Origin of the sequence: Saccharopolyspora pogona, assembly GCF_014697215.1 — a bacterium.
Taxonomy (GTDB): Bacteria; Actinomycetota; Actinomycetes; order Mycobacteriales; family Pseudonocardiaceae; genus Saccharopolyspora; species Saccharopolyspora hattusasensis.
In genome coordinates, this window is record NZ_CP031142.1 from 3,320,921 (window position 1) to 3,343,641 (window position 22,721).

The 22,721-nt window shown below is 65.8% G+C and carries 22 protein-coding genes; 14 read left to right on the plus strand and 8 right to left on the minus strand.

Going from position 1 to position 22,721, the window contains the following annotated elements:
* Window positions 1-24 precede the first annotated feature (24 nt).
* The 8 genes from DL519_RS15200 (at window position 25) to DL519_RS15235 (ending at window position 5,795) form a co-directional block, all read left to right on the plus strand.
* Window positions 25-1,545 carry an AMP-binding protein gene (locus DL519_RS15200; protein ID WP_190815705.1) on the plus strand — a complete coding sequence of 507 codons (1,521 nt, stop codon included), beginning with the start codon at window positions 25-27 and terminating at the stop codon, window positions 1,543-1,545.
* A complete protein-coding gene (locus DL519_RS15205) occupies window positions 1,532-1,795 on the plus strand; it encodes an acyl carrier protein (protein ID WP_190815707.1) in 264 nt (87 codons plus the stop codon). The genes DL519_RS15200 and DL519_RS15205 overlap by 14 nt, the downstream gene beginning before the upstream one ends.
* 67 nt (window positions 1,796-1,862) lie before the next feature.
* Window positions 1,863-2,240 carry an ectoine synthase gene (locus DL519_RS15210; protein WP_190815709.1) on the plus strand — a complete coding sequence of 126 codons (378 nt, stop codon included), beginning with the start codon at window positions 1,863-1,865 and terminating at the stop codon, window positions 2,238-2,240.
* A 67-nt stretch (window positions 2,241-2,307) separates the two neighbouring features.
* Window positions 2,308-3,447 carry an acyl-CoA dehydrogenase family protein gene (locus DL519_RS15215; protein ID WP_190815710.1) on the plus strand — a complete coding sequence of 380 codons (1,140 nt, stop codon included), beginning with the start codon at window positions 2,308-2,310 and terminating at the stop codon, window positions 3,445-3,447.
* Between the two features lie 6 nt (window positions 3,448-3,453).
* Entirely contained in the window at window positions 3,454-4,125 is a 672-nt protein-coding gene (locus DL519_RS15220; RefSeq protein ID WP_190815712.1) for a transglutaminase-like domain-containing protein, read from the plus strand.
* A gap of 53 nt (window positions 4,126-4,178) precedes the next feature.
* Entirely contained in the window at window positions 4,179-4,349 is a 171-nt protein-coding gene (locus DL519_RS15225) for a DsbA family protein (RefSeq protein WP_190815714.1), read from the plus strand.
* Window positions 4,339-4,857 carry a nucleoside deaminase gene (locus DL519_RS15230; protein WP_190815716.1) on the plus strand — a complete coding sequence of 173 codons (519 nt, stop codon included), beginning with the start codon at window positions 4,339-4,341 and terminating at the stop codon, window positions 4,855-4,857. The genes DL519_RS15225 and DL519_RS15230 overlap by 11 nt, the downstream gene beginning before the upstream one ends.
* A gap of 152 nt (window positions 4,858-5,009) precedes the next feature.
* Window positions 5,010-5,795: a maleate cis-trans isomerase family protein gene (locus tag DL519_RS15235; RefSeq protein WP_223839034.1), complete on the plus strand. Its 786-nt coding sequence runs from the start codon at window positions 5,010-5,012 to the stop codon at window positions 5,793-5,795.
* A gap of 57 nt (window positions 5,796-5,852) precedes the next feature.
* On the opposite strand, the gene DL519_RS15240 is transcribed toward DL519_RS15235, so the two are convergent.
* Entirely contained in the window at window positions 5,853-7,412 is a 1,560-nt protein-coding gene (locus tag DL519_RS15240) for a PucR family transcriptional regulator (protein WP_190815718.1), read from the minus strand.
* A 271-nt stretch (window positions 7,413-7,683) separates the two neighbouring features.
* Between DL519_RS15240 and DL519_RS15245 the strand changes: the two genes are divergently transcribed.
* Together DL519_RS15245 and DL519_RS15250 are read left to right on the plus strand one after the other, a co-directional pair.
* Window positions 7,684-8,814, plus strand: a complete 1,131-nt coding sequence (locus DL519_RS15245; protein WP_190815719.1) for an MFS transporter — start codon at window positions 7,684-7,686, stop codon at window positions 8,812-8,814.
* Window positions 8,807-9,046: a hypothetical protein gene (locus DL519_RS15250; RefSeq protein ID WP_190815722.1), complete on the plus strand. Its 240-nt coding sequence runs from the start codon at window positions 8,807-8,809 to the stop codon at window positions 9,044-9,046. The genes DL519_RS15245 and DL519_RS15250 overlap by 8 nt, the downstream gene beginning before the upstream one ends.
* 204 nt (window positions 9,047-9,250) lie before the next feature.
* On the opposite strand, the gene DL519_RS15255 is transcribed toward DL519_RS15250, so the two are convergent.
* The 3 genes from DL519_RS15255 to DL519_RS15265 form a co-directional block, all read right to left on the minus strand.
* Window positions 9,251-9,811: a hypothetical protein gene (locus DL519_RS15255; protein ID WP_190815724.1), complete on the minus strand. Its 561-nt coding sequence runs from the start codon at window positions 9,809-9,811 to the stop codon at window positions 9,251-9,253.
* Window positions 9,812-10,030: 219 nt separating this feature from the next.
* Entirely contained in the window at window positions 10,031-12,064 is a 2,034-nt protein-coding gene (locus DL519_RS15260; RefSeq protein WP_190815726.1) for an ISAs1 family transposase, read from the minus strand.
* A 500-nt stretch (window positions 12,065-12,564) separates the two neighbouring features.
* Window positions 12,565-13,542: an MFS transporter gene (locus DL519_RS15265; RefSeq protein WP_190815728.1), complete on the minus strand. Its 978-nt coding sequence runs from the start codon at window positions 13,540-13,542 to the stop codon at window positions 12,565-12,567.
* Between DL519_RS15265 and DL519_RS15270 the strand changes: the two genes are divergently transcribed.
* Window positions 13,535-14,209: a hypothetical protein gene (locus tag DL519_RS15270; RefSeq protein WP_190815730.1), complete on the plus strand. Its 675-nt coding sequence runs from the start codon at window positions 13,535-13,537 to the stop codon at window positions 14,207-14,209. The two genes, DL519_RS15265 and DL519_RS15270, sit on opposite strands and share 8 nt — an antisense overlap.
* Before the next feature lie 389 nt (window positions 14,210-14,598).
* Here the strand turns inward: DL519_RS15270 and DL519_RS15275 are convergent, their stop codons facing one another.
* From DL519_RS15275 to DL519_RS15290, 4 genes are read right to left on the minus strand one after another with little or no spacing between them, the layout of a single operon-like run.
* Window positions 14,599-14,811, minus strand: a complete 213-nt coding sequence (locus DL519_RS15275; RefSeq protein ID WP_190815731.1) for a hypothetical protein — start codon at window positions 14,809-14,811, stop codon at window positions 14,599-14,601.
* On the minus strand, window positions 14,808-15,977 hold the full coding sequence (locus DL519_RS15280) for a M20 metallopeptidase family protein (protein ID WP_223839035.1): 1,170 nt from the start codon (window positions 15,975-15,977) through the stop codon (window positions 14,808-14,810). Before DL519_RS15280 ends, DL519_RS15275 begins: the two co-directional genes overlap by 4 nt.
* A complete protein-coding gene (locus DL519_RS15285) occupies window positions 15,970-17,109 on the minus strand; it encodes an amidohydrolase family protein (RefSeq protein ID WP_190815735.1) in 1,140 nt (379 codons plus the stop codon). The genes DL519_RS15280 and DL519_RS15285 overlap by 8 nt, the downstream gene beginning before the upstream one ends.
* Complete coding sequence (locus tag DL519_RS15290) at window positions 17,099-18,388, minus strand: glutamine synthetase family protein (protein ID WP_190815737.1); 1,290 nt, start codon at window positions 18,386-18,388, stop codon at window positions 17,099-17,101. The genes DL519_RS15285 and DL519_RS15290 overlap by 11 nt, the downstream gene beginning before the upstream one ends.
* Window positions 18,389-18,638: 250 nt before the next feature.
* Here DL519_RS15290 and mftD point away from each other — a divergent pair, with 250 nt between their 5' ends.
* The 3 genes from mftD (at window position 18,639) to DL519_RS15305 (ending at window position 22,683) form a co-directional block, all read left to right on the plus strand.
* Window positions 18,639-19,811 carry a pre-mycofactocin synthase MftD gene (mftD, locus tag DL519_RS15295; RefSeq protein ID WP_190815739.1) on the plus strand — a complete coding sequence of 391 codons (1,173 nt, stop codon included), beginning with the start codon at window positions 18,639-18,641 and terminating at the stop codon, window positions 19,809-19,811.
* Between the two features lie 66 nt (window positions 19,812-19,877).
* On the plus strand, window positions 19,878-21,383 hold the full coding sequence (locus tag DL519_RS15300; protein WP_190815741.1) for a GMC family oxidoreductase: 1,506 nt from the start codon (window positions 19,878-19,880) through the stop codon (window positions 21,381-21,383).
* On the plus strand, window positions 21,364-22,683 hold the full coding sequence (locus tag DL519_RS15305) for an aspartate aminotransferase family protein (RefSeq protein ID WP_190815743.1): 1,320 nt from the start codon (window positions 21,364-21,366) through the stop codon (window positions 22,681-22,683). Before DL519_RS15300 ends, DL519_RS15305 begins: the two co-directional genes overlap by 20 nt.
* Window positions 22,684-22,721 lie beyond the last annotated feature (38 nt).

A 22,721-nucleotide genomic window follows, 5' to 3' on the forward strand; every position in this document is an offset into this window, starting at 1 on the left:
CGACCTTCAGCGCGGATTCCATAGGTGGCGTACTTTGGCTTCGGAAAGGAAGCAGCAATGCCGTCTCCGGATTTCCTCTCAAGTATTGAACGTCATGCGTGGGACAACCCGGATGACATCGCGCTGCTGTGGCGAGACGAAGCCGTCAGCTACGGGGAACTTTATCGAATGGCGATGGCCATGCGACGGGGTCTGTTTAATAGATTTGGTTACCAGCGGCGACTGCTCTGCGTGCCCGCCATGAAATCACCCGCGACTGTGGCACTGCTCGTCGGTTGTCAATTGGCCGAATTTGCCGTGCTGGTTCCCTCGGTGGATCTCGGCGAAGTTGTTCTCCGTGAACTCGCGGTGGGCTCCGGCTGTTCCCACCTAGTCCGAGCCGCCGATGACGCCGATTCCATTCAGTTGGAGCCGCTGGCTGTCCGCAGCGGCTTCTGGCAGCAGCGAGGCGGCGTCTCCCACACGTCGCTGCTGTTGACCACATCTGGCAGTACTGGAGTGCCCAAGGTGGTTCCGATTGGCCACAGTGGATTCGACGCCTTTGCCTCATGGGCCGCCGATGCCTTCGGCATCGGACGCGGAACTCGCGTGCTGAACTACTCGCCGTTCAACTTCGACCTGTGTCTGCTGGACCTGTGGACTACCCTCGCGCGAGGTGGCTGCGTGCGGTTGGTCGATCCTGTGCGGGCCACTGACGGCAGGTATCTGGCCGGTCTGCTCGCCGATGACACGATCGAGGTATTCCAAAGCGTTCCGATGGCGTTCCGACTGATTGCCGAGCACACCGACGCAGCAGCGCGGTTCAATACGCGGGAGCTGATCCTGACCGGTGACGCGATGCGTCCCGGGCTTGCCGCAGAGCTGTTCTTACGATTCCCGCACGCACGTGTGTTTAACGTGTACGGGTGCACCGAAACCAACGATAGCTTCATCCATGAGATCCGGCCCCCCGTAGAAGGCTCCAGCGTACCGATCGGGCATCCGCTGCCGGGCGTCGATGCACTCGTTGTCGATAGGACCGGGCACATCCTCACCGGGGCGGGGAGTGGAGAACTCCTGGTACGCACCCCGTTCCAGACGCAGGGGTATCTGGATCCGGCCAAGGACGCCGCGAAGTTCACCGACGATCCGGGCGGCTCGGCGCAGTACTTTCGGACCGGGGACATCGTCCACCGCGATCCGTCGGGGCTGCACTGGCTGGAAGGGCGCGACGACTTCCACGTGAAGGTGCGCGGTGTGCGGACGAACCTCCAAGAGGTCGAGCGCGTGCTGCTGGACCACGACGAGATCCTTGACGCAGCCGTGGTGGCGATTCCCGACGAGCTGGCCGGAAACCGCTTGCATGCCAGCGTGCACTGCGGGGCAGGAACGAGGCTCAACGGGCTCACCGTCCGATTGCACTGCGCGAGCAGGCTGCCCCGTACCGCGATCCCTGAATGGTTCGACATTCGCCAGGAACCGCTGCCAACCATGCCTAACGGAAAAACCGACCGGAAGAGGATTAGAACCGAACTGCTGGAAAGAGGGACCAGTGTCGACCATTAGGGAACTCCAAGAGCACATCACCGAGACCTATCTCCCCGACGTTGACCCGAGCGAACTGGACCGGGAACTCGACCTCCTGGACTCCGGCGTCGTGGACAGCCTCGGAGTACTCAGACTCATCGCCTGGATCGACAAGCGGTACGGGCTAGCCCTGGGCAACGCCGACGTGACACTCGACGATTTCCGCACCATCTCCGCGATCAGTGACCTCATCGACCGCGAGCGAAGGCCCGTGGCGAGACCAATGTGATTCAAATTGGTAACCCCTGGAAGTAGAAGTCCGGTTCGGGTAAACAACGGCACCACGGGGAGTAGCTTTGATCATCCGCGACAAGTCCGAGTCACCGACCGTCGACTGGGGCAACGGGCTCAGCACCAGGCTTCTGGTCGAGTCCGACAACATGGGATTCGCCGTCGCTGAAACCTTCGTCCGTGCCGGGAGCAAGTCTGCTCTGCAGTACAGAAACCACTTAGAGGCCTGCTACTGCATCGCCGGCAGCGGCGAGATCGCCACTGCTGACGGCAGTGTCTCCGGCGTCCTTAAGCCAGGCGTGCTCTACGCCCTAGACAAAAACGACCCGCATTACCTCATCGCCGCACCCGGCGAGGATCTGCACCTGATCAGCGTCTTCAATCCACCGATCCGCGGTGACGAGCAGCACACACTCAGCGAGGATGGATTCTCAGCCTACTGAAGCCAGGCGATACACCAGAGGTGCCCGGCCGTCGAGCCGGGCACCTCCGTACGGCGAGGAGGCCAACGTGATCCAGTGGACAGACGAACAGCGAGCGCTGCGGGAGGCGCTGGAGGATATCGGTGCCGCGCTCGGCGAAGGGCACTCCGAACGCGACCAGACCGCGGTGTTCCCGCATGGGCAGTGGAAGATGCTCGCCGGCAGCGACCTCTTCCGAGCTCCCTTCGACCAGCGGTGGGGCGGCCTCGGCATGGACCTGCCCGCGACCATGTACCTGCTGGAGGGGCTCGGCTACAGCTGCCGGGACGCCGGGTTGAACTTCTCCGCCTCCACCCAGTTGGTCAGCACCGGAATCCCCCTGCACCGGTTCGGCAGCGAGTCGCTCAAAGCTCGCTATCTGCCGAGCATCGTCAATGGCAGTTCTATCACCGCGCACGCCATCTCCGAGCCCGACGGTGGTTCCGACGCCCTGAACATGCGATGCACTGCGGTGGAGGCCGATGACTCGTACATACTCGACGGGAACAAGGTTTTCGTGACCAACGCGCCGGTTGCGGACCTGTTCACCGTCTATGCGCGAACCGGCGATCATCCCGGGCCAGGCAGCATCACGGCCTTCCTCATCGAACGGGACACCCCGGGGCTCGTTCTCGGCGGCAAGATCGAGAAAATGGGCCTGCGCAGCTCGCCCTTCGCGGAGGTATTCCTCGACCGCTGCCGGGTGCCCAAGGAGAACGTCATCGGCCGAGTCGGCTCGGGGTTCTGGATCCTGGACCACGTCATGAAATGGGAGATCCTCTGCTCGTTCGTCATCAACGTCGGCGAGATGCGCAGTCGCCTCGAACGGACCGTTGCCTACGCCAGGCAACGGGTGCAGGCCGGCACGCCGATCAGCAAGCACCAGGCGATCTCGCATCGCATCGTGGACATGAAGGTCGCGCTGGAGACCGCCCGGATGTGGCTTTACCACACCGCGGAACTCGTCCGGGAAGGCAGGGACACAACGGTAGAGGTCGCCATCAGCAAGCTACTGGCTAGCGAGGCCAATCTGGCCAGCGCGCTGTCGGCGGTGCAGGTCTTCGGCGGCTACGGGTACACGGCGGAGTACGGGCTGGAACAGGAACTGCGTAACTCCGTCGCGGGAGTCATCTATTCGGGTACCACCGAAATCCAGAAGAACCGAATCGCGGCCATGTTGAACCTGTGAGGTATCATGGAAAGCTCCGTCGAACCGTGGCTACGTGCCACGGAATTCCTCGACCACGATTCGTCCCAGGTGCATGGATTCGTGCGCGCCGCCATCTCCGACAAGCACAGCACGCCGGTGGACAAGGCGGTAGCCCTGTACTACGCGGTGCGTGACGGCCTGTTCTACGAGGTCTACGCCACAGACATGAGTCGGGTAGGTCTGCAGGCGAGCACCATCGTCGAATCCGGTCAAGGCTTCTGCGTGCAGAAGTCGATCCTTTACGCCGCGTGCCTACGAGCCGTCGGCATCCCTAGCAAACTGGTCGTCACCGAGGTGCGCAACCACCTCGCTTCGGACCGGCTGCGCCGGATGGTCGGTGGCGAAGTGTTCGTCCACATGCTCAACTCCGCGTACTTGAACGGAAGGTGGGTGCGTGCGACACCGGTGTTCAACGAGATGCTGTGTCGCCTCTACGGTATGGACAGCCTCGAGTTCGACGGCGTGCACGACAGCATGCACCACCCGTTCGACGACGGCAACGGCCGGTCGATGGAGTTCATTCGCGAGCACGGCGAATTCGATGATCTGCCGTACGACTGGCTGCTCGAGTTGATGCGCCACAAGCACCCCGCGATGTTCGCCGGGGCGTCGACGGCCGGAAGTGGTTCGCTCATGGACGAAGCGAACTCCCCCTGACCCCGCTGGCTCCGAACCCGCCCCCAGACTCGTCGATAAGGAGGGAAATTCCATTGCCGGTGGTCGTCTACTCCGACTATGTGCAGCGCGCGGCGCTTCGCCACGCCAATGATGAGGCCGGTGTCACGGTGGTTCCCACGATTCTGATCGGTGGGACGCTCATCGAGGGAGTCCCTGATCGCGAACGTCTCCTGCGCGCCCCGGAGCGTTCCAATGCCCGATGACGAAATCGGAACACGCGAGGCGGCGGGACATGGACGGTTCGGCAAGGCATCGCTCCAGGAGTGGGGGCAGAAGGCCGTCGAGCTGTCGCTGGACCACGTCCGTCGTGGCGGTATCCCGTTTTCCGCTCTGGTCGTCGACGCCGAAGGTACGGCTGCCAGCGGTGTGAATCGGGTTATTGCCGACTCGGACCCCACTGCGCACGCCGAGATTGTTGCCATTCGGCAGGCCGGCGTACGGACGGCGTCTGCGCAGATGTCCGGCAGCGTCCTGATCGCGTCGGGAGAGCCGTGCGGCCTGTGCTACCTCGCCACCATTTACGCGGGTATTCGGCACGTGTTCTTCGTGGTGTCGAGCGACGAGGCCGCCCAGCACGGCTTCGACTACCGGGACTCCTACGAGATGCTGGCCAGGCCACGGCAGTCTTGGCCGATCAACGCGGCACAACTAGTGGTGCCTGAGGCCACCAAACCGTTCGAGGAATTCACGCTGCGAACGCGGCAGCTATGAGCACCTGTATGTATCCGCATCAAAGCTTTTTCCGAGAAACGCCTGGGCAGCCGCCGCAGGTGGGGAAGCTGTGTATAGGTGGCATAGCGGTTCCGCGCCTCAAGGATTGACAAATAAGCACTGAGATTGCATTGAGGAAAGGACGGAGTACCGTGCAACAGCGCAAGTGGCAGGCCGATGGGTGGGAACCGACCGTTCGTATCGGGCTAATCGTGCCCCATGCTGACGTCGGCCCGGAATCGGAGTTCCGCGCCATGCTCCCCAGCTCCATCGCCCTGTTCGGCTCACGTATGCATTTCTCCGCGATGCGCGCGGGCGGTGTCATGGACCCGAAGATTCCGCACGGTCCTGTCAAGTCGTTCACCGATCCGCCGTTCGCTGACGACGCGGCCGAACTGCTCGCCGCTGCGCCGATCGATGCGATTGGATGCGGGTTCACCAGCTCTGCGTACAAGCTCGGAGTGGCCGGCGAAGCAGAGTTCGTCGACCGGGTGCGCGAACGCACCCGCGGTATCCCGCTGGCATCGACCTGTCACGCGGCGACGCAGGCGCTTCGATCTCTGGATGTGCGGACCCTCGCGCTAGTGAACCCTCCGTGGTTTGACACCGAACTCGACGACTTAGGGTCGCGGTACTTCACCGTGCAGGGCTTCGAGGTCGTACATCACGCGCCCTGCGGGCTGCCCAGCAGCCAGCGCCAGATCACCGCCGAGGCCATGTTCAATTGGGTGGCCGAGCAGGTGATGCCTGCCAAACCCGACGCTGTGTTCATCGGAGGCAACGGACTGCGCGCCATCGGTGTCATCGACGCCTTGGAGCAGCAGTTCGACATCCCGGTGCTCACCGCGAACCAAGTGCTGCTCTGGTACACGCTGCACCTGGCCGCAGCGGAGCCCGAGATCAGCGGCTACGGGAGGTTATTCGACTGCCGCCCATGACACAGTCTCCGCCCGGATGAATTTGACCGGGTGATCGGGCTCGGAGCGCGACGCCCCTCAGTCGGGTTCCGAGTAGACCTGCACGGCGATGAATAGGTCGACAAGGTTCTCTGTCTGGGCAGGGTCTCGGCCGGTGAGCTGATGGAGCTTGGCGATGCGGTTGCGCAGCGTGTTGACGTGCACGTGCATTTTGCTGGCAGTCTCGCCCCATTTGCGCTCCGAACGGAAGAAGGCGACGAGAGTCCGGAACAGCTCGCTGTTATGCGTGCGGTCGTAGTCGATGACTGGCCCGAGCACCGCTTCCGCGAAGTCGCGGCGCGTTCTGCTGTCGAGCAGTGCCAGCATCAGCCGGTGCGAGCCGACGTCGGTGAACGACACCACCGGTTGCCCCTGCCGCACTCGCGCCGCCTTCGCAGCTTCCCGCGCCTGCAGCAGGCTGCGGCGTAGGTCCTGGTGACCGCGGGCTACCTGCCCGACCCCGGCGGTGATCCGCTTCCGCTGCACGTACGGCGAGTTCTCCAGCACGTCGACCAGCTCTTCGACGAGCGGCCGAAGATCCTCCCGGCCGTCATGCAAGCCGACGACGGCGACGAGGTCCTGCTCGCTGCTCGGCACCACCGACGGCAGCCCCTTTTTCACGAAGAACCGGAGGACGGTCTCGGGCAGTGGCGTCAGGGCTTTGGAAGCCTCGCCGGAGACGGAAAGAGCGAACACACCGAGCGGTCCCTGGGGATCGATGCCGAACGACCGCAGCCGGGACACCAGCTCCTCGGAGCGGTGCCAGCCTCTGAGCACCATGTCCAGGATTTCCCCGGCAAACTGCATTTGGATGGCGTTGATCGCCTGCTCGTGGAGCAGCTCCGCAGTGATCAGCTGGACGGCTTGTTCGAGCGCATCTCGTTCGGCTTGTTCTGAGTGGCCGCACGCGCGTCCGTACAGCAGGGCGTGGTCGGGTCCGCCGACACCTTGGATGGGGATGAGCGTCGCTTCAGTGCCGTCGGAGAGGGTGAGCGCGTCTTCGTGGCAGCCGCGCGAGAGTTTGTCCGCCACGACGCGCAGGTCTTCCTCGGGCAGCGACCAGTGCACTTCGTGCACGGCCGAACCGAGCCGATCCACAAGCGCCACCGGCACGTGTTCGGGGCCGGACAGCACGTTGAGCACTCCACACAGGCCCCGCCCGGCGGAAACCGCTCTGGTGAGCGCGCGATTCCGGCGCAACGTCTCGACCAGTCGCCGTTGCTGACGCTGTGCTTGGACGGTGGCGACCGCCTCGGTGACGGCGGAGAAAGGTATGTCGATTGGCAATTGGAGCAGCGGTAGCTGGGCCATGCGGCACGCGCGGACGAGAGCGTGCGGGATCTCGGGCATCGCCGTGCGCAGTCCGAAGACCAAACCACTTGCATGTGCATCGACAAGGCAACGGATGTAGTCGTCGGCGGGCTGGTGCGGCACCCAGAGCCCGTTCGTGAGAATCAGCTCGTCGTCTCGCAAGTACGGCCGCGGATCCGGCAGCTCGGCCACGTGGACCCAGCGGATGACGGTGTCCAAATTGCCGGTGCCTCCTACGGTTCGCAGTCCGAGGTCCGGGTATTCGAGCAGGTCACGAATACGAAGCACCACTGCGCCCTCACCTCACCGGTTGGTGTGCCGACACCGCGAAACCGCCTTGCTCGAACGGATGTGAATCAGCCGAAGACTCAGCTTTCGCACACTGGTTCGAGCCAGTCGGTTCTGCTTGCGTACACATGGATATCTGCACAGCCGCAGCCTGCAACGATAGAGCTATACATACTATCGCTGCTCCCGACAGCCTGGTCGGATAGCCTGTGTGCAGCATTCTCGAACGGCCCATCGCACTGACGCATCGTCTCATCTGTTCACAAATTCCATGCTATCCGTTCTGATTTGCACGCTGTGCGGATTCACCGGTTTCTACCTGCTGATGGCGACAGTCCCCGAATACGCCGCAGAGTCGAGCGGGAACAAAGCCACAGCCGGAGTCGTCACCGGTGTGCTGATGGCCGCCACAGTCGCCGTGCAGCCCGCGATGCCGCGCATTCTGTCCCGCATCGGATATCGGTTGGCTCTTGTAATCGCCATGTTCTTGCTCGGTCTCCCCGTGGTCCTATTCGCCTTCTTCGCCAACTTCAACCTGATCGTGCTCTGCTCCGCGCTGCGGGGGCTGGGATTCGGCGTTTTCGTGGTCGCCAGTAGTGCCGCAGTTGCCGATCTCGCACCCGCAGAGCGGCGCGGGCAGGCAACCGGGTGGTATGGGGTAGCCACTGGTCTCGGTGGCGCGGCCGGGACCCCCTTCGGCGTCTTGCTTGCCCACCAGTTCGGATACCTGCCGTTGTTCGTGGCCGGATTCGTCATGCCGATGCTCGGGCTGATCGCCGCGCTGGGCATCACCGCGCCCCGGCCGACACCGAGCAGCAGGCCCCGCGTCCTCACCGGACTCCGGCGGCCCGCCTTGCTGTATCCGTTCGTCCTGCTCAGCGCAGGAACGATGGCTTCAGGCGCGATTGTGACGTTCCTGCCGATAGCAGCACCGCGCGATCCGGTCTGGGTCGCCCCCATCGCCCTGTTGCTGTTCCAGCTCGCGCTGGCCGGAAGCAGGTGGCTGGCTGGACGGATTGGTGACCGGTTCGGCAACCAACTCCTCCTGTTGCCTGCGACTCTGCTAACCGCAGTAGGCATTCTGGGTGGCACCGTCGCCGAACACGTGCCAGCACTGCTACTGCTGATGCTGGTCCTGGGCACCGGCGCCGGCGCACTGCAGAACGCGACCCTAGTCCTGATGTTGCAGCGCTCCGGTCCTAGTGGGGGCTCTGTGGCAAGCGCGCAGTGGAACCTCGCTTTCGACGCTGGCCTAGGAATCGGCGGTTTCTGCGTGGGCGTCATCGCGCAGAACACCAGCTACCCGGTCGGTTTCGTAGCCGTCGCCGTCGTGCTGCTGGCGACGACGTTCGTCGCTCTCGCCGATGCCAAGTCCAACCGGGAGAACCGTGACGATGACTGAACCTGAGCACCTCGTACTCGCAGCGCGCCATGGCATGGCCGTGCCGTTGAACCTGTTCATGACCGTGTCGTGGGACGCCGACGGCGGCATCCCGGCGACAGCGTTCAATTGCGGGCGGAAACGACGCTGGTTGTGCTTTCCGCATACCCGCAGGATCTACTCCCGGTCAGCGGAAGCCAGCAGACACCGACCGATCCGTGAGTCCCGGCATGTGCCGTACCAAGCCGAGTAATTCCGGATTGTGCATGCCCTGCTGATAGTGGTTGACGCTGCAGGTCGTGCCGTCCGGCATGTTCACGAGAGTCCGGGCATCCGGTGAAACTCACCATTCCATGGCAGCGACACCTCGGCCAAAACGGCGAAAACGGCCCTATTTTCGTGAGTGCGGATCACGTGGCAGCCGAACTCTACGGTCAAGGGCGAAGCCGCTCGTCTGTCATGGAGATATCCAGCATTGACGCCAGCTCGTATCGCACGTAACCCAACCATCGCTGCGCCCCTCCTGGGACAGCAGCGCCTTGACCTTCTCCACGGCGGCGGGCGTGAGGGCGACGCCCGTGGCGGTGACGGTGGGGTTCTCCGGTAAACTACTCACAGTAATGAACTGTAAGCATGCGGTGTCGGGGCAGGACACCACGCGGGTGCGGTCTGGCGCGTAAGCCCTTGGATGTGTGCCCGAACGGGTCACGTTCTCCCTCCGACGGAGCTGGCGTACTGCCGCTTCAACCCCGGTCGACGGGTGAGCCTGGAAATGCTCCGAGCCCATCTCGACACCCACTCCCATTTTCATTCCCATGTATTCGTCACCAAGGACAACGAGCTCTTGCGCCGCAGCAACTTCTCCCGTCGCGCGATGCGCCCCGCAGCCGACGGGACCCTCCACAAATCCTGCGCACGGCACCATCTCCAGGCGATCGTGCCGGGCTTGGTCTTTCACAGCTTCCGCCACAGCCACAAAACCTGGCTCATCGCCGACGGCATTCCACAGGTCGCGCAAGCCCGGCGCCTCGGCACGTCATCCCGGACAAGATCGAACACATTTACTCTCACGTAGCCCCCGAAATCGAGACCCGCCTTCTCCGAGGACTTCAACAGCGTTGGGCTACAGCGCTCACCGCATTGCTCGACCAGCAGAGCACCCGCAGCGCTACGACCACAGCCGAGGCCATCGGAGCATCGCGAGGTCCACGCTCGGGCCGCAATGCCGGGGCACCCCTTAAGCGAGCAGCATGCTGACGACGGTTGCCATGCCGTTGTTGACCGCGTGAACGATCACACCTGGCCACACCGACTTGGTGCGCACCAGGAGAAGGCCGTTGATCGCGCCGACGACGATCGCCGGAATGAGGGCCAAGTTGATGCCGTGGGCCAGGGCGAAGATGACGGTGCTGCCAATGACACTCACCCATGCGCCGTACCTCTCGAGCGCGGTAGCGATTACTCCTCGGAACGCGAACTCTTCTCCGATGGGAGTGAGGACGGCGATGAACAGTAGTTGCAGAGTCAGAGCGAGTGGGCCGCCGGCAGCTGCGGCGTGGTAGTCGCCTTGCGGATCGCCGGACAGGCTACCGGTGATCGAAACGACGATGACGGCGACTATACGAACCAGGATGAACGCGAGCAGTCCGAAGCCGACTGCGAAGAAAATCCATCGAATCGGGACAGCGCGGAAATTGAAGGCAGACCAAGAGCGGATGCGGATGACGAACGCAGCGAAGAAGGCAAGTAAGCCCATGATCCCGGAGAGCGCCGCGAGAGCCAGCCCGCTCGCGACCGGCGCGTCGTTGGTGAGTGTGCTCACGATCGGCGGGCCGATGATGAAGCTCAGGATGTAGGCAAAGGCGCCAGCGAACATCTCAGGCCACCCGGGTTGCCGCTTTTCCGCACGAATCAAATCTGTTGGCATAGCGTCCAGATTCACGACAATTCCTCTCGTATGGGCCGGGTTTATTGCCCGGCTTTTTGCATTGGCATAGTTCCCGCAGGTAGTAGCGCCGCCAGAGTAGGTCCTTACCCAGGGCAAAGGCAAGATCACTGTGTGTTGTGCCCAGCAACTTGGAGTGACAGGACGGGAAGTGTTCGTGTGCGGTCTCTGCTGATCCATTCGATTGTCCGGCGAATGTCGTTGTGTCCGGTTATGCGAAGCATTGATATCGCGGTATTCCGTAATGTTGCCAGTATATGGGCGCCGGTGCCGGTATAGATTTGTTGCGCGTCTTTTGTTTTCTATTCCCCAGTGGTCGCGGACTTGGTCGTGTAGGTCTTCGGCGGTGACTATGGCGGTGTTCTGGCTGGTGATGATCCAGACGCGCTCTTTGCTGACGAGTTCTCCGGAAAATGTTGTTTCTTCTCGTTTGACGCAGGCTACGGAACGCGCGCGCGGGAAATCGATTCCGTCGGCGTCGGTAATCCAGGTAGTCCAGCGGCGTATCCGGCCGTGGGTGTCATCGACGACGACATGATGCGGGGTTTTCCGCAAGAGCGGAAGAACGCGGTCGAATATCTTTTCCTTAAGCGCCGCTTGATTTCCCTTTACTGTCATGACGTAGTCGAATCCGCGTTCGCCGGCAATGTATTCGGCGGTCTCTCGCTGGGTGTGCGCGGCGTCCATGGTGACCACCACACGGTCGTCCACACCGCGGGAGACACCGTCGAGCAGGGCCGTGACCTGGGTGATCTCGTTGGTTCCCGGGGAACGGCCACTTGGGCGACGGTGACACCATCGCAGTGGATCATCGCGGAGAACAGCGTGAACGACTCGTGATCCCCGATCCACGAACCGCGCAGCACTTTGCCGTCGATAGCCAGTCGCAACGTGCGGCCCGGGATAGGCCGGGCATGACGCAGCAGCCACGGCCCGATCAGTCCTTCCAGCTTCGCTACATCGACATCTTCCAGCGCGCCGGATCGCGGACGTATCCGGGACACGGAAAAAGCCGCGGAACCAGCACCATCGTCCACCTATTTTCCGCAGCAACGACGCCGGCAGATCGGCAACCTGGTCGGCGATCTGCCGGAAATTCGACGCGCCCGCCAGCACTGCGATCAACGACGCCGCGAGAAGGAACGTCAGACTGTACACGCGGCCCTTCCGCTTACGGCGATCCGGCACCTTGCCGAGCAACTTCATCAGTTCCGCCAGATCGGCATCGTCACCGCCGATGCTACCCGGAAACGACGCCCATGACGAGCCATGAGAAAATGACAACGGATGGCCTTCTTCTGGAGTTTGGTTATACGCAATCTCCATGATCCCAGAAGGAGGCCATGCTCCATTCCCAGCCCAGCACGCCAAACCGGCCGGCAACCCTACGAGCTGAGTTGATCACTCAGCGCGATCTTGCCTTAGCCCTGGGTCCTTACCACTGCCGCCAGTGGCCCGGATGGTTGCGGTGAGAAAAAATTCGTCGAACGGTCAGGAGGCCGGCATCGCCTCGACCACGAAGGGCGGGCGACGTCCTGACCGAACCAGCCAGTGACCGTGCGTGGAGAGGGTCGTGCCGAGGATTCGGGCGACGATTGCGGCGCTTTTCGTATCGATGAAACGTTGGCGCAATGGCTCATTCAGAGCAGTGCGTTGACGCCGAGTGCGGCCAGCACTGCGCGTCTGGGAACTGATCTCGATCGTCTTCTGGGGCACGGTCGCGCGCTAGACGTAGCAGACGCCTCATCAAGATTGAATGCACCGGGCCTGGCCTGGGAGAACACTTGCTGTCCGATTTTCGGTCAGAAGTGCCCTTCACGCTGCCATCAGTTGGACGATGCCTCGGCAGTGGGGCGTCCGATGTCCGGCGCGCCATCGTCCGGCCGGGCGCGGCCGGGCAGGAGAAGCGCGGGTACGAAGGCCAGAACGGCGAACCCGAGGGCCCACCAGAAGGTGTTGTTGAACGCGGTGGCCAGGATTTCGCTGTTCTTCGCACCGAGCGCGGACACCTGCTGAGCGAGGATGAGCGCGATAACAGCGGTGCCGAAGGAGCCACCGGTCTGGATCAGGATCCGCGTCGCCCCGCTGGCGTGCGGGATCTGCTCCGGCCGCAGGCCCTGGTAGGCGGCCGCGAGGACCGCGATGCTGACCGCGCTCACCCCGGCGCCGAACAACAACAGGTACACGCCGAGCAGGATCTTGCTGGTCTCGGTGCCGGCCAGTGTGAAGCCGAGCGTGGCCAGCACCGTCCCGACGATTCCCGCAAGCACGATCACCCGGGCCCCGATGCGGTCGGTGAACTTGCCGATCTGTCCCCGGATCAGCAGCACGCCGACCTCCTGCGGGACGAGCAGCAGTCCGGATTCGAACGCGGAAAGGCCGAGCGCCTGCTGGAAGTACAGCGGCACCAGCAACGTTCCACTGTAGAGCGACAGACCGGACAGGAACAGCAGCCCGGAGGACATGCTGAACGCCCGGGAACGGAACAGCCTCAGATCGATGATCGGCGTCACGCGTGTACGCAACGCGTGCACGACGAACCCGAGCAGCAGGATGACCCCGATGGCGAGGGGCACGATGGCCATGGCGTCCACCCGCTTGCCGCCGCCGGTCTGTGTGAGCCCGAAGAGAAGCACCGCCAGGCCGGGCGAGAGCAGCACCAGGCCGGGCGAGAGCAGCACCAGTCCGAGGACGTCGAGCGGTTGCTTCCCGCTCGGCGCCGTGCTGTCCAGGCCACGCCACGAACAACCCGACGACGCAGATGGGGATGTTGATGACTCCCGCACCGGAGCTGCCGTGAGCATCCTTGGCCTGATGCTGCGAGCCACGCATTGGCCCCTGTTCGCCGTGGGATGCCTGTGTTTGGGTTTGGTGAACGCTGTTCTTGGCGCGGAACAGTTGCCGGTGCCGGTACCCAACGTCGGACCGATCGAGATCCCGTTGGGATTGTTCAGCCCCTTGGTGATGGCCTGTCTGATCGGGATCCACCTGAAGCCGCCGACCCAGTTGTGGGACACCAGTCCACGCAGACACTGGCTGATACGGGCAGGACAGGCATTCGCCGCGTTCCTCCCCGCGCTGCTGGCATGCACGCCGCTGCTGCTGCACAGCGAACAGCTTTGGACAGCTGCGGTGCGCAACACTGTTGGGCTCGGCGGGATGATCCTGCTGGCCACCGGTGTCATTGGCGCGACAAGAAGCTGGATGCTGCCCTTCCCGTACGTGCTTGCCGCATTACTGCTGGGCTCGCACGGAAAACACATTCGCCGGAGGCCGACCAACCCACGGCTGGTGGGCCTTCGTAGTCCACGACGCCAACGACATCCGAGGCGTCCTACTGGCGGGCACGCTGCTCTCGATCGGCCTCACCGTTTTCCTGCGTTCGGGACCACGCATGGAAAAACACAGCTGACGCCAGGAGCCGCGACCTATGAACACCGCCCTGCGCGCCGACGCCGAAGCACTCGATGAGAAGGCGTGGACACGGTTGGATCGCCCGGCACCGTATGAGACCAGGACCGGCACGACTCGGACCCGGCGCCCCAACCCGGACGACCGTCACCCGGGCCAGTGACCAGGCGTCGCACGTCACCGCTGCGGCGAGCGGTCTCGACCAGCAGCACCACACCCGCGTGCGAAATCACCCCGCCGCGCTGTCACACCGGTAAGTCGCCAGACATCCCGGGTGATTCATCCAGGTGCCCCACTTGCGGGATGGCAGTTTCGCCGCTTCCCCGCAGTGCGCGGCTGCGGCCCGCCCTACGAGCACACCGTGCGAGCCACAATGATCGCCAGAGTGACTGCAGGGCGGTTCGATTAGAGCTGGAGGCTGCACATGAAAGCCGCTGTCGTCTCGTCATTCAAAGCGCCTCCCCGTTACGGCGAGTCGCCGCCACCACTGCATCCCTGCTGATCCTGCGCGCGACCCAACTGCTGGCCAGCCAAGTCCGCAACGTGGCCTCCGAGATCGCCTGCCTCGCCCGGGCGTTGAAGGCACCGTAGGGCACGTCGACCAGGGCGCACTTCCGAGTGATCAGATTAATCAGGAAGCTATCCAGCCTGTCGGAGATCATCGCAGCGGGCTCTCTTCCCGCAGCAGGTCGGCGGCACCGAGGTAACCCGCGAGCATGGCTCGTGCTGTGAGGTGGAGGTCGGAGTCGGAGGGCAGGAAAGCCGAGGAATGCAGCGGTTCGTCGGTCTCGGACCCGACGAACATCATCACCGCCGGCATGACCTCGGAGAAGTAGGAGAAGTCGTCGGCGCCGAGTGAGCGCAGGGTGGTCGACATCGCGATGCTCTGGTCGCCGAGGTGGCGGGCCACGGCGTCGACCAACCGCGGGTCGTTGTGTAGGACGGGTTCACCGTGGGTGATCTTCACCTCGACCCCGCAGGAGTGCGCCCGGGCGACGTTCTCCGCGACCGCCTGCACCCTCTTGCGCAGCAGCTCACGGGTCTCGGCGTTCATCGCGCGGATCGTTCCCGTGGCCCGCGCGAGGCCGGGGATGACGTTCGCGGCCGTGCCGGAGGAGATGGACGAGACCCCCACGACGGCCGCCGCCATGGGGTCCACCGAGCGGCTGACGATACTTTGCAGGGCGACCACGATCTGGGCAAGGGCGAGCAGGGGATCCGCGGTGAGGTGCGGGTAGGCGGCGTGCCCGGAGGTGCCGTGGACCTGGATCTCGAACTCGTCTGAGGAGGCGTTGACGCTTCCGGGGACACAGGCGACGACCCCGGTCGGCAGCGCGGGCTGCAGGTGCGCGCCGATCATGGCCGCGCATCCTTCCGCCTGGAGGGCACCGTCCTCGACGATGTCGCGGGCGCCGGAGGGGTAGGTCTCCTCTCGGGGCTGGAGCACCGCGAGCAGCGGCGTGGGCAGTCGCAGCTCCTCGATGGTCCGTGCGACGGCGACGAGTGCGGCCAGGTGGACGTCGTGGCCGCAGGCGTGGGCGGTCCCGGCGCGCTCGGACGCCCATTCGACCCCGGAGGTCTCGGTGACCGGGAGCGCGTCCATCTCGCCGCGGATCCCGACCGCGGGGCCGTCGCCGCCTATGCGCACGATCGCGCCGGTGTCGGCGACTTTGGTGACCGAGGCTGCGGGCGGCAGCGCGGCGAGGACCCGGTCTCGGGTGCCGATCTCTGTTCCGGACAGTTCCGGTTCCCGGTGCAGGCAGCGGCGCAGTTGTTCGGCCTCGTGGATATGTCGGTCGAGCACCTCCCACAGGTCTGGATCAGCCACGACCGGCTCCGTAGACACGTTCCGCATTCTCCTTGCCGATCATGGTGGCGACTCGCAGCGCGTCACGGCTGGACCACTCGCCCTCCTCGACCCACGCCGAGAGCGTGCGGTGGAGGCCGCGCCGCCAGAGCACCGAGCCGAGATGGTGCAGCTCGGCGGGACCCCAGGCGTCGGAGGAGTAGAAGATCTTGCCGAACGGTGCAAGTTCGAGGGACTCCGCGACGACGCGGGAGGACGCTGCCCCGGTGTAGTTGACCGCGAGGCCGACGTCGAAGTACACGTGCGGGAACACCTGCGCCAGATAGCCGGCGTGGCGGTGGTACGGATAGCAGTGCAGCAGGACGATCGCTACGCCGCGCGGTTCGACCGCTCGCAGCCAGGACGTGAGCAGCAGTGGGTCGCAGCGGTGCAGGTCGAGGTCGGGGTCGCCGTAGCCGGCGTGCATCTGCAGCGGGAGGCCGAGTTCGAGACCCTCCCAGAGCAGGAACCGCAGCAGCACGGGATTGGTGACGCGAGGGGACGCCCCGGCGTCGATCTCGCGCAGCCAACGGCCCGCGGCCTTCTGGACCTCGGCCTCGCTCGGGCGGGCCGGGTCGACGTCGAATCCGTACCGGTAGGCGAGCACCGACTTGAGGCCGACCGCGTGCGTGGTCGCGGTGGTCAGGGCCTGCCGGAACAGGTCCGGCAGCTCCTGCGCCGACGCGCCCGGGGCCACGGTCTCCAGCACCGTCTCGAGGCGGACGATCTCCTCGACCCGGCCGGGCGCGCGCACGGTGAACTCGTCAAGGGTCAGCAGATCGCTGCCCTGGTAGCCGGTGTCGACGAGCCATCGGTCGACTCCCGCCGCTGCGAGCAGACGGTCATCGAGCTCGGCCGCGGAAAGTGCCCGGCGGGCGTCGAGGTAGTCCTCCATGGCGCAGTGGGGCTCCAGCCCGAGCAGCGGGGCACAGTGCCGGCGCACGGCGATCCCGATCTGGGAGTCCAGGTGGCTGGTGCCCGGCGCAGCCGGCCGGGCCGACTCGGTGAGCAGCTGGGCGAACTGCGGGGCCGTGGGCTGATCGCGCAGGCTGGCGTGGACGTGGTGGTCAACGAGGCGCAGCTCGCCGATCGCGGACTCGAGCTCAGTGGGCATTGGCGATCCTCGCGCAGCGCTCGCGGTCGGACAGCCCGGCCACCTCGTCGAGCTCGGCGCGCTTGACCGCGAGGTGGGTGGCGAGCAGGTCGGGGTGGAACCAGCTGCTGACGATCTTGTCGGCCTCGAGCTCGGCGAGCGCCTCGTCGAGGCTGCGGGGCAGAGCGGGGACCTCGGCGAGTTCGGTCTCGGTCACGTCCTCCGGCCAGACGTGCACCGGTGTGTAGGACTCGCCGAGGCCCTGCAGCCCGGCGCGGATGAGCACACCGAGGACCAGCCAGGGGTTGGCGGTGGCGTCGGCGGCGCGGAACTCCAGGTTGTACTGGGAGGTGGGGTCAGCGGCGCCGACGGTGCTGGTCGGGCAGATCCGCAGGAGGGCCTCCCGGTTGCGCTCGGCCAGGAACACCCCGCCGACGCTCCAACGGCACGGCATCAGCCGCAGGTAGGACGTGGGCGACGGCGCGGTGAACGCGAGCAGGGCCCGCGCGTGGGCGAGAACGCCGGCGGCGAAGCGCTGGCCGAGGTCCGACAGCCCTCCGGCGCCTGAGGGGTCGTGGAGGACGAGACGGCCCTCGGCGTCGCGCAGCGACAGGTGCACGTGCACACCGTTCCCGCTGCCGGCCGGGTCGAGCAGCGGGGCGAAGCTCACGCGCTGCCCGTGGCGGCGGGCGAGGTCGCGAACCAGCTCCTTGAGCAGCACCGCGCGGTCCGCAGCGAGCAGCGCGTCGGTCGGCTCCAGGGTGATCTCGAACTGGCCCGCTCCGTACTCCGGCAACCAGTTCTCCGGCTGCAGGCCCACGGTGTCCAGCAGACCCACCAGCTCCGACCCGAAGGGCTCGGCATTGCGGTGGCGAGCGAACGAGAACGGCCGCTCGTCGACGAGGTCGGGCGCCATGAACTCGTGCTCGAACGAGGCCTGCACGACCAGCCCGGTGCGCTCCCGCAGCTCGGCCAGGGCGTTGCGGGCGAAGGTGCGTGGACAGCACGGCCAGGGAGATCCGTCGAGCAGGACCTGGTCGGCGAGCAGCAGGCTGACGCCCGGGTCGTCGTCGGTGCCCGGGATGTCGACCCGCGTGGCCGGGTCGGGCATCAGCCGCAGATCACCGGTGGACCCGAAGACGTTGGGCGCGATCGTCCCGAACGAGCTCAGCGCCAGGTTGGCCGGAACCCAGCCCACGCCGCGGCGCAGCACCCGGTCGAGGGAGTCGCTGGGAACACTGCGCCCGCGAACCTGGCCCGCGAGATCGGCGGTCGCAACGAAAACGGTCGGTGAGTGCATGGTCCACCTTCTCAGTCCTGCGGGTGTGTGCGGAGGTGTCGCGGTCAGCTCAGCCCGGGCACGCTCGCAGCGATTGTTATAGACGTTACAACGATTGGTCAACAGTGCAAATATGAAATCCTGATTCCGGGAATGCCCGGGCCGATCACTTGACATGTGCGTTACAAAAAATTGCTCGTCAAGCCTTGTCGTAAGAAGAATTTCATCCTACGGTTGTGCCTCACACCACAGCGAAGGAGCCGTGTTCAGCATGATCCGCTTCCGTAACCTCGCTGAGGCAGAGCGCGTCGCGAAGCGGCGGCTGCCCCGCGCGATCTGGCTCGCCGTCAAGGCGGGCAACGAGCATGGATGGACCCTGGATGAGAACGTGCGCGCCTTCAGCGAGCTCGGCTTCTCCCCCGCGGTCTTCGACCGTCCGACGAACTTCGACCTGAGTACCCGGGTCCTCGGCATCGACGTCGACTTCCCGGTGCTCGTCTCGCCGGTGGGCGCCCAGGCGATCCACCCCGACGGCGAGGTCGGCGTCGCGCGGGCCGCCGCCCGAGCGGGGACCGCGATCGGCCTGAGCTCCTGGTCCTCGGACTCGGTCGCCGACGTCGCGCGCGCCAATGACAGCACCATCTTCCAGCTCTACTGGGTCGGGTCCCGGCCGGAGATCGAGGCTCGCGTCGAGGCCGCCCGCGCCGCCGGCGCCAAGGCGTTGATCGTGACCCTGGACTGGTCGTTCACCCCGCGACGCGACTGGGGCGTGCCGCCCGCGCCGCCGAGCGATCGCAGCGTCTCCACGCTGGCACGGCTGGCACCCCATGCGCTCTCCCGTCCGGGATGGCTCATCGGCTATCTGCGACGTGGCCGGATCCCGGAGCTGCGGGTACCCAACCTCGTCACGCTGGACGGTCGCGTGCCGTACTTCGGCAAGGCTTGGGCCGACTTCGAGGCGACCCCGCCTCCGACGTGGGACGACGTCAAGTGGCTGCGCGATCTGTGGGGTGGTCCCTTCATGGTCAAGGGCATCAGCACCGTGCGCGACGCCAAGCTCTGCGTCGACCTCGGTGCGGATGCGATCTCGCTGTCCAACCACGGCGGCAACAACATTGACGGCACCCCCTCGCCGCTGCGTCAGCTGCCCTACTTGGTCGAGGCCGTCGGAGACCAGGTCGATGTCATGGTCGACGGCGGCATCCGCCGGGGCTCGGACGTGGTGAAGGCCGTCGCGCTCGGAGCCAAGGCTGTGTTCATCGGCCGCGCCTTCCTCTACGGCCTGGCCGCCGGCGGCGAGGAGGGCGTCTACCAGGTCCTGCAGGTTCTCCGGAACGGGATCCGGGAAACGATGTACGGCATCGGGCGCAGCAGCCTCTCCGAGCTCTCCCGCGACGACCTGCTGCTGCTCAACCCCCACTTCTTCGTCCCACCGACGCGCTGACCAACCCTCGGATGCAGAGCACAGACGTCCAGACGTCCAGACGCACAGACCAGACAGGAGATTGCCGTGAGCCGGATAGTGGTCATCGGCGCCGGGAGTGCCGGATCCGTGGTCGCCGCCCGCCTGAGCGAGGACCCTGACCACGAGGTCGTACTCGTCGAGGCCGGGCCCGACCATTCGGGCTCCGACATCGCACGCGCCCTGGCGTCGGTGAACTGGATCGACGCCATGGGCGCCGCGGCGGCGTTCGATCCGGAGCTGCAGGCGACCCGCCTGGCCGACGACCTCCCGCGCAACTACCACCGTGGTCGCGGGATCGGCGGGTCCGGCTCGGTGAATGCCATGCTGGCCTTGCCCGGGCTCCCGCGGGACTACGACCGGTGGGCGCGCGTCTACGGACTCACCGACTGGAGCTGGGCGCAGGTGGAACCCACCTTCGTAGACCTCAAGCGGGAGCTGCTGCGCTCGCCCGTGCCGGAGTACACCCCGATCGACCGGGCGTTGGCCGACTCCGCCGCCGCGCTCGACCTCCCGCGGGAGGTCGACACTTACTCCTCCCCGGCCGACGGATCCGGTGGCCTGTGGCGCAATGCGGATCGGGCCGGCAGGCGCTCCTCCCGGGAGCTCTACCTGGACCCCTGCCGCGACCGGCCGAACCTGGAGGTGCGCACCACCGCCAAGGCCGACCGCCTGCTGCGCCGCGGCGAGGACGTGCACGGTGTCGTTCTCGTCGACGGCACGGTGATCGATGCCGACGAGGTCGTCCTGTGCGCCGGGGCGATCGAGACGCCGGCGATCCTGCTGCGCAGCGAGTGCGACCGGCCCGGTGTGGGGCGCGGCCTGCAGGACCACCCCGCCGCGTCGATCAAGCTGGCCCTGCGCCCCCAATACCAGGATGTGAACCTCGGCCTGCCGTGCATCAACGCCGTGCTGCGGCTCTCGTCGTCCTACGGCGAGGGAGACATCCACATCCTGCCGATGCACGGGGCCCTGACCGAGTCCGCACCGCCGCACCACGGCGTCCTTATGGCCGCGGTGATGGCGGTCCGTTCCCGGGGCCAGGTCACGCTCAACCCCGACCGCCCCACGGGGCCCCCGGTCGTCACCGAGCGCATGCTGACCGACGAGCAGGACCGGTCGGTCATGCGCGAGGCCCTCGGCCACGTCCGGCGACTGCTGCAGACCCCGGCGTTCACCGAGATCGTCGAGGCCGCGTTCATCGACGACGCCGGCACCCCGGTCTCCGCCCTGGACGACCCGCAGGTCTACGAGAAATGGCTGGCCGCGTCGGTCGGTGACTACTTCCACGTCGTGGGCACCGCCCGCATGGGCACCCGGGACGACCCCGATGCGGTCGTCGACGAACGCGGTCGCGTCTACGGGCTGCGCCACGTGCGGGTCATCGACTGCTCGGTCATGCCCGAGGTCCCCAGCGCGAACACCCACCTGCCCGTCGTCATGGTCGCCGAACGCCTCAGCGCGGCCCTGCGTGCCGACCTAACGTCGGCTGCCGACCAGCCCGCCCACCCCCGTTCCAAGCAAGGAGAGCTCCGTGCCCACATCGCCCAGTGACGCCGTCCAGCGAGCCGAGGCCTCCGCGACCTGGGACCGCGCTCGTGCCGTCGTGCCCCGGGGCGTCTCCTCCGGGCACCGCGTCGGCTGGGCGCAGGCGTTCGTCCGCAGCTCCGGCGCCTACGTCTGGGACGACGAGGACCGCCGCTACGTCGACTTCCTCAACGCCTGGGGCCCGATCGTCCTCGGCCACTGTGACGACCGGGTCAACCGCGCGGTCTACGAGGCGGCAAGCACCTGCGACCTGACGGGCGTCGGCCCCCAGCCTGGTGAGGCTCAGCTGGCCGAGACCATCTGTCAGGTCATGCCCTCCGCCGAGAAGGTCGTCTTCTGCACCTCCGGCACCGACGCCACCATGCACGCGGTCCACCTCTCCCGCGCAGCGACCGGTCGGCTCAAGATCCTTAAGTTCCACGGGTCATACCACGGCTGGAACGACCACGTCGCGGTCGGCAGCTCGCGAAAGGACCTGACCACCGCCACCCGGCTGAACACACCCAACGGCGGAGGCCTGCACCCGGCCGTCGTCGACGACGTCGTGGTCGTGGAGTGGAACGACGAGGCCGGGCTCCGCGCCGCCTTCGACCAGTTCGGCGACCAGCTCGCCGCCGCGTTCGCCGAGGGCTACGTGCACAGCTTCGGCTGCGTGCCCGCCGCCCCCGGGTTCCTCGAGCTGCTGCGGACCCTGTGCACCCGCAACGGCGTGGTCATGGTCCTCGACGAGGTCAAGACCGGATTCCGGGTCGCGATCGGCGGCTACCAGTCCGTGTGCGGGGTCGTCCCCGACCTCACCGCGTTCGGCAAGGCCGTCGCCAACGGCTACTCCCTCGCCGGCCTCGCCGGCACCGACGCCCTCATGAGCCACCTGGGTGCCTACAGCAAGAACGAGGCAACCGTCGACGGCACCTACAACGCCTCGCCCTACGCCCTCGCCGCCGCGAACAAGACCCTCGCGATCATGCAGACCGAGGACGTGTTCGGCGCCCTCTACGCCCGCGGTGAGCAGATGCGCAGCGGGATCCAGAAGGCGATCGACAGCCTGAACGTCCCGGCCACCGTCGCCGGCCTCGGCTCGGAGTGGTGCGTCTACTTCCGCCCCGAGTTGCCGGTGAACTTCCGTCAGGCGATGGAGTCCGACGCCGACATGTACGCCAAGTACCACAGCTCGCTGCTCGCCCAGGGCGTGCTCGAGCCCGCCTTCCCGACCGGCGACCGCCGACTCAACGCGGCCACCACCGAGGCCGACGTCGACTTCGCGCTCGAATGCGTCCACAACGCGCTCACCGCAGCCATCTCCTGACCACCGCTACCCACTCACCGGCACCCGGCGGAGCACTA